Source organism: Gulosibacter sediminis, from assembly GCF_023370115.1.
In the GTDB taxonomy this organism is placed as follows: Bacteria; Actinomycetota; Actinomycetes; order Actinomycetales; family Microbacteriaceae; genus Gulosibacter; species Gulosibacter sediminis_A.
In genome coordinates this window covers 423,451-436,252 of the sequence record NZ_CP097160.1, presented here as the reverse complement: position 1 = coordinate 436,252, position 12,802 = coordinate 423,451, and the positions used below count along the sequence as shown (strand labels likewise).

General features: G+C 67.9%; 12 protein-coding genes. 8 read left to right on the top strand and 4 right to left on the bottom strand.

Going from position 1 to position 12,802, the window contains the following annotated elements:
- Positions 1–3: 3 nt before the first annotated feature.
- Positions 4–687 carry an MtrAB system response regulator MtrA gene (gene mtrA / locus M3M28_RS01880; protein WP_283255712.1) on the bottom strand — a complete coding sequence of 228 codons (684 nt, stop codon included), beginning with the start codon at positions 685–687 and terminating at the stop codon, positions 4–6.
- 99 nt (positions 688–786) lie between these two features.
- On the opposite strand from mtrA, the gene M3M28_RS01875 reads away from it, so the two are divergent.
- From M3M28_RS01875 to M3M28_RS01840, 8 genes are all read left to right on the top strand, one after another.
- A complete protein-coding gene (locus tag M3M28_RS01875; RefSeq protein ID WP_249387171.1) occupies positions 787–2,343 on the top strand; it encodes a glycerophosphoryl diester phosphodiesterase membrane domain-containing protein in 1,557 nt (518 codons plus the stop codon).
- Between the two features lie 6 nt (positions 2,344–2,349).
- Positions 2,350–2,997 carry a DUF4129 domain-containing protein gene (locus M3M28_RS01870; RefSeq protein WP_249387170.1) on the top strand — a complete coding sequence of 216 codons (648 nt, stop codon included), beginning with the start codon at positions 2,350–2,352 and terminating at the stop codon, positions 2,995–2,997.
- Positions 2,994–4,286: a DUF4350 domain-containing protein gene (locus M3M28_RS01865; protein ID WP_249387169.1), complete on the top strand. Its 1,293-nt coding sequence runs from the start codon at positions 2,994–2,996 to the stop codon at positions 4,284–4,286. The genes M3M28_RS01870 and M3M28_RS01865 overlap by 4 nt, the downstream gene beginning before the upstream one ends.
- Positions 4,279–5,232, top strand: a complete 954-nt coding sequence (locus M3M28_RS01860; RefSeq protein WP_249387168.1) for an AAA family ATPase — start codon at positions 4,279–4,281, stop codon at positions 5,230–5,232. Before M3M28_RS01865 ends, M3M28_RS01860 begins: the two co-directional genes overlap by 8 nt.
- An 8-nt stretch (positions 5,233–5,240) precedes the next feature.
- Positions 5,241–6,548 (top strand): DUF58 domain-containing protein, encoded by a 1,308-nt coding sequence (locus M3M28_RS01855; RefSeq protein ID WP_249387167.1) that lies wholly within the window; start codon positions 5,241–5,243, stop codon positions 6,546–6,548.
- 460 nt (positions 6,549–7,008) lie between these two features.
- Entirely contained in the window at positions 7,009–8,556 is a 1,548-nt protein-coding gene (locus M3M28_RS01850; RefSeq protein ID WP_249387166.1) for an HNH endonuclease signature motif containing protein, read from the top strand.
- 327 nt (positions 8,557–8,883) lie between these two features.
- On the top strand, positions 8,884–9,168 hold the full coding sequence (locus M3M28_RS01845; RefSeq protein WP_249387165.1) for an RES family NAD+ phosphorylase: 285 nt from the start codon (positions 8,884–8,886) through the stop codon (positions 9,166–9,168).
- 90 nt (positions 9,169–9,258) lie between these two features.
- Positions 9,259–9,642, top strand: coding sequence for a hypothetical protein (locus tag M3M28_RS01840; protein WP_249387164.1), 384 nt, complete (start codon positions 9,259–9,261; stop codon positions 9,640–9,642).
- Positions 9,643–9,648: 6 nt separating this feature from the next.
- On the opposite strand, the gene M3M28_RS01835 is transcribed toward M3M28_RS01840, so the two are convergent.
- Genes M3M28_RS01835 through M3M28_RS01825 form a run of 3 tightly spaced genes read right to left on the bottom strand, consistent with a single transcriptional unit; the run spans position 9,649 to position 12,798 of the window.
- Positions 9,649–10,335: a response regulator transcription factor gene (locus tag M3M28_RS01835; protein ID WP_249387163.1), complete on the bottom strand. Its 687-nt coding sequence runs from the start codon at positions 10,333–10,335 to the stop codon at positions 9,649–9,651.
- Positions 10,332–11,813 (bottom strand): sensor histidine kinase, encoded by a 1,482-nt coding sequence (locus tag M3M28_RS01830; protein ID WP_249387162.1) that lies wholly within the window; start codon positions 11,811–11,813, stop codon positions 10,332–10,334. Before M3M28_RS01830 ends, M3M28_RS01835 begins: the two co-directional genes overlap by 4 nt.
- Entirely contained in the window at positions 11,803–12,798 is a 996-nt protein-coding gene (locus M3M28_RS01825; RefSeq protein WP_249387161.1) for a stage II sporulation protein M, read from the bottom strand. Before M3M28_RS01825 ends, M3M28_RS01830 begins: the two co-directional genes overlap by 11 nt.
- Positions 12,799–12,802 lie beyond the last annotated feature (4 nt).

The following is a 12,802-nucleotide window of genomic DNA, read 5'->3' as shown; positions in this document are numbered from 1 at the left end:
CACCTAGTTGCCGGTGTGCCCCGCTCGGTAGCCAACGCCCCGGACGGTCTGCACGATCTTCGGCTGGTCGGGGTCGATCTCGACCTTCGCGCGCAGGCGCTGCACGTGCACGTTGACGAGGCGGGTGTCTGCCTTGAAGCGGTAGCCCCAGACCTGCTCGAGGAGTTCCTCGCGCGTGAAGACGCGGTTCGGCTTGGCCGCGAGGGTGTGCAGCAGGTCGAACTCGAGCGGCGTGAGGTTAATGGAGGTGTCGCCGCGCATGACCTCGTGCGCCGCGAGGTTCATAGTGAGGTCGCCGACCTTGATGACCTCGCTCGGCTCGCTCGTCGTGGCGCGCAGGCGCGTCTTGATGCGGGCGACGAGCTCCTTCGGGTCGAAGGGCTTAACGATGTAGTCGTCGGCCCCGGCCTCGAGGCCGCGCACGACGTCGGTCGTGTCGGACTTCGCGGTGAGCATGATGATCGGCACGCCGGACTCGGCGCGGATCGCCTCGCAAATCTCAATGCCGTCCATGCCCGGGAGCATGACGTCGAGGAGCACAAGGTCGGGTTCTTCGTCTCGGAACTTCGCGACGGCGAGCGCGCCGTCGGAGCAGAAGCTGGGGTCGTACCCTTCTGAATCGAGCACGATGCCGATCATCTCGGCCAATGCGGTGTCGTCGTCGACGACCAAAACTCGACCGGGCACGTGTCCTCCCCAATGTTGATGATCTAGGCAGAGCCTACCCGGTCGTGGTCGTTCTTGTGGACGATGAAACGCGCGGCCGCGCTGTGGGACGATGAAAGGGTGAGTTACGAGCCGTACCCGAACCAGCCCGGAGCGACGCCCCAGGGTGCGAGCAATTGGCAACAACAAGGTTCCGCATCGTGGAACTTCGATGGCGGCGCTCCGCAGCAGCCGCTCGGCTGGCGCCCGCCGCCCAAGCCCGGCCTCTTTCCCCTGCGCCCGCTGACCTTCGGCGAGATCTTCAGCGCGACCTTCCGCCTGCTGCGCGTCAACGTGGCGGCGAGCTTCGGCGGGGCGTTCCTGATCCAGCTCGTCACCGGGCTCGTCACGGCCGTGCTGCCGACCATCGCGCTCATCGTCGGCCTCAACCGCATCTCGATGGCCGAGGTCAGCGACCAAGACGACCTCGCGATCTCGATGACAACGTGGCTGCTGCTCGCGCTGATCCCGGGCATCGTGATGTCGCTCATAAGCAGCAGCCTCGTACAGGTGATCGTGGCGCAGGTCGTCGCGGCCGGCACGCTCTCGCGCAAGCTCACGCTCGGCGAGGCGTTCCGCACCGCCTGGCGCCGCGTGTGGGCGGTGCTCGGCTACGTCGTCGTGGTGGCCGTCGCGAGCATCATCGCCATGGGCATTCTGCTGCTACCGATCATCATCTTCTTCGTGATCCTCGCGCAGAACGACAACCCCGTCGTCGTGCTGCTGCTGTTCGGCATTCTCCTGTTCTTTGCGGGACTCGCGTTGTTCTTCTGGGTAAACACGAAGCTGCTCGTCGCCGTGCCGTCGATCGTGCTCGAGGGCTACGGCCCGATCAGCGCCATCGCGCGCAGCTGGCGCCTCACGAACGGCTACTTCTGGCGCACCTTCGGCATCTGGATCCTCGTCTCGCTCATCGTCAGCGTTGCAACCCAGACCATCTCGGGCATCTTAAGCTTCCTGTTCTCCTTTACCAGCGTGCTCGTGCCGTTCGGGCAGACCACGACCGGCCAGGAGGGCGTCGTCTTCGGCGTCGCTATCGGCATGGCGCTGCTCTCGGTGCTGCTGTCGACCGTGCTGCAGGCGATCTCGACCGTGCTGCTCGGCGGCAACGCCGCGATCATGTACACCGACCTGCGGATGCGCAAGGAGGGGCTCAACATCCACCTCCAGCAGGCCGCCGAGGACTACAACGAGGGCCGCGAGCCCGAGCGCGATCCCTGGACCGCGCCCGACCTCGGGCCGGCCGCACCGCCCGCCGGGTACGCGCCGCAGCAGCCGTTCCCGCAGCCCGCGGGCGAGTACGGGCCTGCCGGGTATGGGCAGGCGTCGTATGGGCCGGGCCAGCCTGGGCAGCAGCAGCCGTATCAGCCGTATGGGCAGCAGCAGGCTGGGTATGGACAGCAGGATGCTTCGCAGCAGGGCTTTGGGCAGCGGGCTGAGTTCGGCCAGCAGTCCGGTCAGCCGTACGGTGGGGAGCCGGCCGTTGACGCGCCGACCTCCCCCTACGCGTCGGGCGGCCAGCAGGCGTGGAACAGCCAGCAGCCGAGCACCGGCGAGCAGGGTGGCGACGGCCGCGAGCCGGGCACCGGGGCTGCGACCGACAAGACCGACGGCCCTGAGCATCCCCGACCCTTCTAAGGCCGCATGACGATCCCACTCGACCCCGACGAGGACACCGCTCGCGATTGGCTCCTGCAGGAGCTCGCGAAGAGCGAGTATCAGCAGGCGAAGCCGAACCCAATCGACCAGTTTTTCAACGAGCTCTGGGAGTGGTTCGCCTCGCTGTTTAACTACGCCCCGAACGGCGTCTTCGGCATCAACCCCGCGTGGATCTTCATCATTATTGGCATCATCGCGGTGGTCGTGCTCGTCGTAATCTTCGGTCGGCCCCGCGCGGTCGCCCGGCGCCGGGCCGAGCACGGCGCCGTGTTCCTCGACAACGACACGCGCACGGTCGCGCAGCTGCGCGCGGCGGCGGATGCGGCGGCCGCGAAGGCGGACTGGTCGCTCGCGCTCACCGAGCGCTTCCGCGCGATCGCCCGCGGCCTCGCCGACCGCACCGTCATTCGACTGCGCCCCGGCACGACGGCGCAGGGCGTCGCCGCGGCCGCGACCGCACCGTTCCCGGACGAGGTCGAAGAGCTGCGCCGCGCATCCGGCTCGTTCGACCAGGTGCGCTACGCGGGTCTCGCCGCGGGCGAGGGCGATTACGAGCAGGTACGCGACCTCGACACCCGCCTCGAGCACACGCGACCCCACCTCCTGCCCGAGCCCGAGGCGCTGACGCGATGAGCGCATCCGCCCCCGAAACCACGACCGCCACGGCGCCCGCCGCGGCCGAATCGCTCACCCCGGATTCGCGGGGCGCGTGGCGCCGCATGCGCGGCTGGCTCGTCGCGATCGGCGGCCTGCTTGCGGCCGCGCTCGTCACGGTGCTCGCGCTCGGCTCGATGGGCTCGGTGTCGAACCGTCCGCTCGACCCGACGTCGCCAGCGCCGACCGGCGCGAAGGCGCTGTTCGAGGTGCTCGGCCAGCAGGGCGTCGACACGCAGCACGCCAACTCGCTCGACGAGCTCTCGTCGGGCCTCGATCAGGGCGGCTCGTCGACGGTCGTGATCGACGACCCGTCGTACATCCTCGCCGAGGAGCAGATCGATCAGATCGCGGCCGGCTACTTCGGCGACATCGATCGCATCGTGCTGCTCAACCCGTCGGGCAGCAGCTACGAGCTGAGCAGCCGCGTCGCGACGTTCGGCGGGCAGTACTCGTCGAACGAGAACGACCCGGATGCGGCGGCCACGTTCGACGCGGGCTCGGCCTGCGGGTTCGGCGAGCTCGCCCCGGAGATCACGAACGAGGGCGGGCACGAGTTCGAGCCGAGCGGCGACTCGGTCGGCTGCTATCAGGTGCGCGACGGCTACGCGGTCGTGATCGGCGTCGAGCAGGGTGTCGAGATCGTCGTGTTCGGGGCGTCGTCGAACCTCATGAACGCGATGATCGGCGAGGGCGCGAACGCCGCGATGGCGATCAACCTGCTCGGCGCGAACGAGCACCTCGTTTGGTACACGCCGTCGAGCGCCGACAGCCTCACCGACACCCCCTCGCTCGGCGACTACGTGCCGCCGTGGCTGACGCCGGTGATCATCCTGCTCATCGGAGTCGGCGTTGCCTGCGTCATTTGGCGCGGCCGACGGTTCGGCCCGCTCGTGGCCGAGCGCCTGCCCGTCACCGTGCCGGCCGCCGAGACCATCGAGGGTCGCGCCCGCCTGTACGACAACAGCGACGCGCGACTCCACGCGCTCGACAGCATCCGCCTCGGCACCATCACCCGCCTCGCAGAGCTGCTCGGCCTTGGCCGCGGCGAGGCGACCGAAGCCGTGATCGAGGCGACCGCCCAGACCGCCGGGGTGACGCGCGAGCACGCCTACCAGGTGCTGCTCGTTGGCTACCCCGATTCCGATTCGGCGCTCGTGGACCTCGCGAACGCCGCCGCCGAGCTCGAACGGCGCGTGCGCGCCGCGACGGGCCGCACCGAAACGACACGACGAACCGCCACGAAGGAGCACCCAAGCGATGAGTGACCAGATCCGTAACCAGCTCGGCCGCGTGCGTGCCGAGGTCGCGAAGGCCGTCGTCGGGCAGGACGCCGCCGTCGAGGGGCTCGTGCTCGCACTGCTCGCCGACGGACACGTGCTGCTTGAGGGCGTTCCCGGCACCGCGAAGACGCTGCTCGTGCGCACGCTGAGCACGGTGCTCGCGCTCGACACGAAGCGCGTGCAGTTCACGCCCGACCTCATGCCTGGTGACGTCACCGGTTCGCTCGTGTACGACAACAAGTCGGGCGAGTTCGAGTTCCGCGAGGGGCCCGTGTTCACGAACCTGCTGCTCGCCGACGAGATCAACCGCACCCCGCCGAAGACGCAGTCGTCACTGCTCGAGGCGATGGAGGAGCGCCAGGTGTCGGCCGACGGCGTCACCCGCAAGCTGCCCGACCCGTTCATGGTGGCGGCAACGATGAACCCGATCGAGTACGAGGGCACCTATACGCTGCCCGAGGCGCAGCTCGACCGCTTTCTGCTCAAGCTCGTGCTCGACCTGCCGCCGCGCGACGCCGAGATCGAGGTGCTGCGGCGCCACGCCGCCGGCTTCAACCCGCGCGACCTCGGCTCGGTCGGTGTGCAGCGCGTGCTCGGCGCGAGCGAGCTGCAGCAGGCCCGCGCGCAGGCGCAGCGGGTGCAGGTGAGCGGGGATGTGCTCGCGTACGTCGTCGACCTCGCTCGCGCGACGCGGCAATCGCCCTCGGTACGCATGGGCGTTTCGCCCCGTGGCGCGACGGCGCTGCTGCGCGTCGCGAAGGCGAGCGCGTACCTCTACGGCCACCCCGCTGTGACCCCCGACCACGTGCAGCGGATGCTGCTGCCGACCTGGCGCCACCGCATCGTGCTCGAGCCCGAGGCCGAGCTCGAGGGGGTTTCGGCCGACTCCGTGCTGCGGTCGATCATGCAGCAGGTGCAGGTTCCGATCTAGTTTTCGTCATGGCACTTAGCGGTATCTACGTCGGCTTGCTCCTGCTCGGGGCGCTGCCCATCATGCTGTTCGGCACGACCGCCGGCAGCGCGCTGGGCACGCTCGGCATTGTGCTGCTGGTGTGGCTGCTGCTCGGCGTCATCGACTGGCTGCTCGCGACGCCCGCCCGGCGCATCTCAATTGCGCGCGAACTGCCCGAGCGGGTGCGGCTTGGCGAGACGGTGTCGTCGACGCTGCTGCTCACGAACCTCGCCGGGCGCACGCTGAACGCGCAGGTGCGCGATGCCTGGGAGCCCTCGGCCGGTGCCCCGCGGATGCGCGAGCGCGTGCGCATCCCCGCCGGCGAGCGGCGCGCGGTCACGACCGACTTAAAGCCGTGGCGCCGAGGCGACCGGCGCAGCGAGGTCGTCGTTGTGCGGTCGTGGGGGCCGCTGCGGTTGGTGGCACGGCAGGCGACGCTGAAGTCGGCCGGTCGCGTGCGCATCCTGCCGCCCTTTAATTCGCGCCGGCACCTCGCGTCGCGCGTGCAGCGACTGCGCGAGCTGGATGGGCAGACGACCCTGCAGGTGCGTGGCCAGGGCACCGAGTTTGATTCGCTGCGCGAGTACGTGCGTGGCGACGATGTGCGTTCGATCGACTGGCGGGCGACCGCGCGGCAGCAGGAGCTCGTCGTGCGCACCTGGCGGCCGGAGCGCGATCGCCGCGTCGTAATCATCATCGACTCGGGCCGCACCTCGGCCGCGCGCATCGACGACGAGACGCGGCTCGACACCGCGATCGAGTCGGCGTTGCTGCTCGCTGCGCTGGCGACGCGGGCCGGCGACCGGGTTGATCTCGTTTCGTACGACCAGCGCGTGCGGGCGCGCGTGCAGGGGGCGAGCGGGCCTACCGTGCTTGCGAAGATCACCGATGCCATGGCGAATGTCGAGCCCGAGCTGCTCGAGATGAACTGGCTCGACGTGCCGAAGCTCGTGCGCGAGGTGACGACGCACCGTGCGTTCGTTGTGCTGCTCACGACCGCCGACAACGAGGGTTCGTCGCGCGCGCTGCTCGAGGCCGTGCCCGAGCTTGCGCAGCGACATCTCGTGCTGGTGGCTTCGGTGACCGATCCCGAGGTGGCCGAGGCCGCGCAGGATCTCAGCGAGCGCGACACCGTTTTCCGCGCCGCCGCCGCCGAACGGTCAATGCTGGATGCGCAGCGCGTCCGCCGCGCCCTCGGTCAGCTCGGCGTCGACACCATTACCGCGACGCCGTATGAGCTGCCGCCGCGAGTGGCCGATCGGTACCTGGAGCTGAAGAAGGCTGGGCGGCTGTAGCGGGGCGCGGATGGGCGCGAGTCTGGGCTCGGGCTTGGGCTCGGCGTACCACCATTCCTAGATCGTCGGATGGCAACAACCGGGCGCGAGCACTAGGTCCTCAGTGAGGGGCTAGCTGTCGACGACGAGTTTGGTTTGTTCACAGAGTGTGGGCCCCTGCAGAACCGCCCTGGCGAAGGATCCCAGCGCGTTCCAAAGCCGTCAGTTGTGTCGGTGGCTCGTGGTCCTCTTGATATGGGAAGAGCCCCCACGACTACCAGTTTCAGACAGGCCACCACAGCAATGTCGGTGGCTCGTGAAAGAGTGAACCTAGGTCGAAAACCGGCCCACCAAGGCTCGAACAATCGAACATCCAAGCAAGCAACATTCGCACATATGTTCCCTTCTGATTTTTCATCGATGCGTATATACTTGCTATAACGGTTCCCCCATTGACGCACCTTCGAGGAGGTGACGCCCGATGACCGCAACGACTCCCCCACGAGGCTCTGATGCTGATGAGCCGATTCGTCGTGTACCGAAGCAGCGGCCAGACGGCACCACGCCCCCGCCCGGCACAGGCGCTGCTCCTGACGAGCCGAGCCGTCGCACACCAAAGCACCGACCAGACGGCACCACGCCGCCACCCGAGACCGACGGGCTCAATGACGCGCTCGCGGCGATTGAGGGCATGGTGTTGAACGGGGCGAAACTTGAACAAGTCGGCGCGTACATGAAGATGATTGGCCTCGCGCAGGCCTACGCGGTCGCAGAGCACCGGACGCACGCGCAACTGCAGGAACGTTCCTCGGTCGCGAGCCCGGACGATTTGCTGCGGTTGAACCTGCGGTCGATCGTGGCGGAGTTCGGGATTCACACGAACGAGTCCGACACCGCGCTCCTGAACCGGGCGTATGACGCGCATCGACTGGGTACCGATTTTGTTGTGTGGCTCGACCCACTCCGCGAGGCGGCGGTGACGATGCGGCATGCTCGCGCGCTGTTGCGGCATGCGGGCATCGTGCCCGACGGGCGCCGCGATGACTACGCGACCAAGGTGCTCGAGTTCGCGACGGGCGAGACCGTCGCCGCGACCGACACCTACGCCCGCAAACTCGCCGCCGAACTCGGGGCCGAAGAGTTTGAGGCCGCGTTCGAGCACGAATACCAGGCCCGCCACGTCAAGATCGAGGACCGCGAGTTCGGCATGTCGCGCATCACCGCCGACATCCCAACGCTGCAGGCCCACGCGATGTACGACCTCATGCAGCAGCAAGCCAAAGCGCTCCGTGAGGAGCACGTGACCGAGGCCGACGAACACCGGCGCCGCGTCCGCGACGCACAAGCACGCGGGGAAGCACTCTCTGCTGCAGACGCCGAGTTCATCGAAGACCCCCGCACGGTGCGCCAGCTGATGGCCGACCTGTTCGTCGAGACCTTCCTCACCACGACGCCGCAGAGCATGCGCGAGTACGACGCCAAGGGCCACTCGCGCGTGACCGCGACGGTGAGCATCGTCATCCCGGTCCTGAACCTCCTCAACCCGGACGCACCGCGTGATGTCGCGACACTGAACGGGATGATGCCGGTCAGCATGACCGAGGCCCGCGACATGGTCTCAAAGGCGAAGTGCTTCCAACGAATCTTCACCGACCCGATCACCGGGCACGTGTTGACCGTCGATACCCGCACCCCGACCCCATCGATGCGCAGATTCCTGCAAGCCAGGGACCAAGTGTGTTTATTCCCGGGCTGCCGCAGACCCGCACATCAAAGCGAACTTGATCACACGAAACCGTGGGCCGCGGGCGGCAACACCGATGTCGAAAACCTGGGACACCTCTGCCCAAAACACCACACGCTGAAACATCAGCGTCCGTGGGCGTGCGAGCAACTCGGTGGCGGCAAAGTCAGGTGGCGAACCCCGCGCGGCGAATGGGTCACCGTCGAACCAAGACCAGTCGGACCGATCTTCAAACCCGTCGACAACCAGAGCTATGACGCGATCAACGACCCCGCGCCGTTCTAATGTTGCCGGAGTTCGTCTTAGCAATGCCGGAGTTCGTCTTGAGGAAGCCGGAGTTCGTCACCGATGCGGCGTTGATCGAGCATCGCCTGCGGATCTCGCGATTCGCGCGAGATGGCATGCTGGGCAGGTGGCAAGCATCGACTCGACCTTCGGTTCGGCAATTCGGGGAACCTTCTACCGAGCAATTGGTCCTCGCTTCCGTGAGTTCGCGATCGCCGGCTCGCGTTCGGCAGGACGGTACTCGAGGGCGCACGAGCCGACGCTGTATCTGAGTTCGTCTCCTAAGGTGTCGAAGCCGCGATGGTCGCGCACAAAGACGCCCGGTCGGTGACGCTCGAGATCGTCGAGGTCGAAGTCGAGGCGTCCGGCATCGTCGATCTGCGCGATCCGGACGCACTCACGGCGGCCGGCATCGATCTTGCTGACGCGATCACGCCCTGGCAAGACCTCGTCGCCACCGGAGGAACGCCGACGTCCTGGGCGGTGCGCGACCGCCTCCTCGAGATCGGTGCAAACGGGCTCATCGATCCCTCTCGCAAGCGCCCGGGGCTCTGGGACCTGGTGCTATTCCGCTGGAACGAGACCGACGCACCCAACGTCCGACTCGTGTGAACATGAGAGTTCTCTCATCTCTGCCTCATACGGGCGACTCGGCGCGCTGGCTACGCTCGCAGCATCCCGAGACCAACTAGGAGATCCGCCATGCACCGCCTCGCCCCCGTGCTGCTATCTGCCGCATCCGTGCTCGTGCTCGCGCTGCTCGCCTTCTCGGGCATCGCGATGGCGAACAGCGACCAGCAGCAGGAAGTCGGCGACGCCGTGACGATTCCCGCGAGCGGCACCCCGATCCCGACTTCGACTTCCTCGGCGACTTCCTCGGCGACGCCGACCGCAACACCGACTGGCACACCTGACCCATCCGACGATTCCGGCTCGCTGCCCCAGCCGCAGCCCGTCAACCCGGCGCCGGCACAACCGATTCAACCCGAGAGCGGGTCGGGGTCGGGCGGCAGCTACGACGACGATGACGATGATGAGTGGGATGACGACGAGTGGGACGACGATGACGACGAATGGGACGACTAGCGCCGCCTACGAGCGCGACGCGAGCCGGTAGCCAACCCCGCGAACGGTCTCGATGCGCTCGCTGCCGAGCTTGCGGCGCAGGTAGCGAATGTAGACATCGACGACATTCGACGCCGGGTCAAAGTCATAGCCCCACACCCGCGACAGCAACTGCTCGCGCGTGAGCACCTGCCCGGCATGCTCGAGCAGCTCCTGCGCGAGCGAAAACTCCCGCGCCGACAGCTCAACCTCGGCGCCGTCGACGGTCACTCGCCGAGTGCGCAGATCGAGGCGCACGCCACCGTGCTCGAGCGAGGTCGCACTCGCCGCGGCGGCTGAGCCCGGCGCATCCGCCGTCGCGCGCAGCCGCAGCCGCACGCGGGCGAGCAGCTCCTCGAAACGGAACGGCTTCGGCATGTAGTCATCGGCCCCGGTCTCGAGCGACTGCACGGTGTCGTCGACCGAGGTGCGCGCGGTCAGCACAATCACGGGCGTGCGCACGCCCGAGCCGCGCAGCTGATCGAGCACGTCGAAACCATCGATGTCGGGCAGACCGATGTCGAGCACGATGAGGTCAAACTCCTCGCTCAGCCCGTGATCGATACCCTCGCGCCCCGTCGCGACGCCGACCGCCGCGTATCCGGCCGCCTTGAGCCCCTTGGTAATGAACGCGCGAATACGCGCCTCGTCTTCGACAATGAGGATGCTGGTCACGCTGCGGCTCCGCTCGCTTCGGGTTCGGGGTCGGGTTCGGACTGACGTAGTGGCAGCACGAGCGTAAACCGGCTGCCGACGCCGGGCTGCGACTCGAGGTCGACGGCGCCGTCGTGGCCGCGGGCGATCGAGGTGACGATCGCGAGGCCGATGCCGAGCCCGCCGCCGATCGTCGGCAGTTCACCGCCGTCCTCCTCGCGCTCGAAACGCTCGAACACGCGCTGCCGCTGCTCGGGCGCGATGCCAACCCCCGCATCCTGCACCCAGATGCGCAGTATGCCGGCGGCCGGCTCGAGGTAGGCGCCAATCGCGACGCGGCTGCCGGGCGCGGAATACTGCACCGCGTTGCCCGCGAGCTGCAGCAGCGCCTGCGTGATGCGCTGAGGGTCGAGGCGCACGACCACCTCGGGCCGCGACTCGAGCTGCCAGTCGCGGTCGCCGAGCGGGCGCACCTTCTGCATGACGCCGTCGAGCAGCTCGGCGAGGTCGACCTCACTGCGGCGCACAAAGTCGGGCCGCCCCGACTTCGCGAGCAGCAACAGGTCTTCGATCAGCCGGTTCATGCGCGCGAGCTCGTCGAGCACGAGCGCGCGCGTGTCGGCGACCTCCTCGGGGTCATGCTCGTCGAGCAGCTCGAGGTGCCCCTGCACGATCGTGAGCGGCGTGCGCAACTCGTGGCTCACCTCGTCAAGCAGCTCGCGCTGCCCGGCAAACGCGGCCTCGAGCCGGTCAAGCATCGCGTTGATCGTGCCCACGAGCAGCGCGAGATCGTCGTTGCCTTCGACCGGAATCCGGCTGCTGAGATCGGATGCCGTGACCTCCTCGGCCGTCTGGCGCGCGGCCGTGAGCGGCGCGAGCACGCGGCCAAACGCGCGCCACGCGAACAGCCCGGCGAGCGCGAGCACGAAGGCGCCGACTAGGAGGCTGAGCAGATGCTGCTGCAGCAGCGCGCTGCGCCCGGTCGACACGTCATAGGCAATGACAAACGCATCGGTGCCGTCAGTCGCATCGTTCGCCGCCATCGCGATCGGCACGAGCAGCACGCGATAGGTGCGCTCGGCGGTACCAAAGGTGAGCTCGGTGGTGCCGCTCGCGCCCTCCGCCTCGGCCTCAACGCGCTCGACAAACTCCGGGTCGTCCTCGACGCGCAGCGCCACGGTCGTCGGCGCCGCCCACCGCGCCTCGCCGTCGACGATGCCGAGGAAGCCCTGCCCGGGCTCTGACACGGCGCGCTCAATCGCGAGCTGCACGAGCGCCTCGGCCGACGCGAACGGCTCGCCCGTCGCCGGGTCGACACCGTTGCGCGCGAGCTCGGTCACCTGCGCGAACGAGCGATCGAAGCCGCCGGCAACCTGCTCGTCGTAGTCGATCCAGTCGATGACGAAGTCAACGAGCGTCGTGATGAACAGCGTGATCGCGGTGATGCCGATAAGTGAGACGAGCACGCGATTGCGCAGCGACATCGTTTTAGTCGGCATAGACCTGGGTGTACCCAGCCTCGGATGCGCGCAGATCGCCGCGATGCCCCGCCAGGTACGAGCGCCGGCCAAGCACGAGGCTGTAGGCGAGATACGCGCCAAGTGCGAGCGCGCCGATGCCGATCTTCACCGCCCACGGCCATTCCTGCCGCGTGACGAAGCCCTCGACGAGGCCCGAGAGCAGCAGGAAGATCGTCGTGCCGACCGCGACGATGATGAGCGTGCGCCCGGCCGCGCCCATCGCATCCACCCGCGTGCGGTTGCCGGGCACGACGAGCGACCAGAACAGCGCGAAGCCCGCCCCGCCCGCGACGAAGATCATCGTGAGCTCAAGCAGGCCGTGCGGCGCGATCCAGAGGAAGAACGCGTCGAGGTGCCCGAACGACGCGAGCACCGCCGCCGACATGCCGAGGCCGATGCCGTTCTGAATGAGCACGAAGATCGGATAGATGCCGGTGATACCGAACGCGATACACTGCGCCGCGATGAACGCGTTGTTCGTGAACACTTGGGCAGTGAAGGCCGACTCGGAATACTCCGAGTAGTAGTTGATGAAGTCCTCCTCGGCATACTGCTGCAGGCCCGACTGGCTGCCGTAGAAGCTGAGGATCTCGGGGTTCGACATGTGCCAGAAGTACGAGAAGACGCCCGCGACGATGGTGAGCACGGCGGCCGCGAGAGTCCACCAGCGCACGCTATAGAGGGATGCGGGCAGCTGCTCAACGAAAAACTCGCGCAGCACGACGAGCACGTTGCGGCGCACGCGGGTGAAGCGGCGGCGGGCCCGAGCAAGGTCGAGCGAGAGGCGCACGCTCTCGGCACTGTCGCCGGTCGCCGTGCGGATGGCCGAGAGGTCGGTCGCGCCAGCCTGATACCGGGCGATGAGCGCATCCGAATCGGCGCCGCTAAGTCGGCGGCTGCGCGACAATTCGCTGAGCCGCTCCCATTCCGCGCGTTGCGCGGCCGCGTAGGCGTCGATGTCCATGTGG

Excerpts from the sequence above, each read along its gene's own strand:
- M3M28_RS01870 (WP_249387170.1), top strand. The coding sequence starts at position 2,350 with ATGACGATCCCACTCGACCCCGACGAGGACACCGCTCGCGATTGGCTC.
- M3M28_RS01865 (WP_249387169.1), top strand. The coding sequence starts at position 2,994 with ATGAGCGCATCCGCCCCCGAAACCACGACCGCCACGGCGCCCGCCGCG.
- M3M28_RS01860 (WP_249387168.1), top strand. The coding sequence starts at position 4,279 with ATGAGTGACCAGATCCGTAACCAGCTCGGCCGCGTGCGTGCCGAGGTC.
- M3M28_RS01855 (WP_249387167.1), top strand. The coding sequence starts at position 5,241 with ATGGCACTTAGCGGTATCTACGTCGGCTTGCTCCTGCTCGGGGCGCTG.
- M3M28_RS01850 (WP_249387166.1), top strand. The coding sequence starts at position 7,009 with ATGACCGCAACGACTCCCCCACGAGGCTCTGATGCTGATGAGCCGATT.
- M3M28_RS01840 (WP_249387164.1), top strand. The coding sequence starts at position 9,259 with ATGCACCGCCTCGCCCCCGTGCTGCTATCTGCCGCATCCGTGCTCGTG.
- M3M28_RS01830 (WP_249387162.1), bottom strand. The coding sequence starts at position 11,813 with ATGCCGACTAAAACGATGTCGCTGCGCAATCGCGTGCTCGTCTCACTT.
- M3M28_RS01825 (WP_249387161.1), bottom strand. The coding sequence starts at position 12,798 with ATGGACATCGACGCCTACGCGGCCGCGCAACGCGCGGAATGGGAGCGG.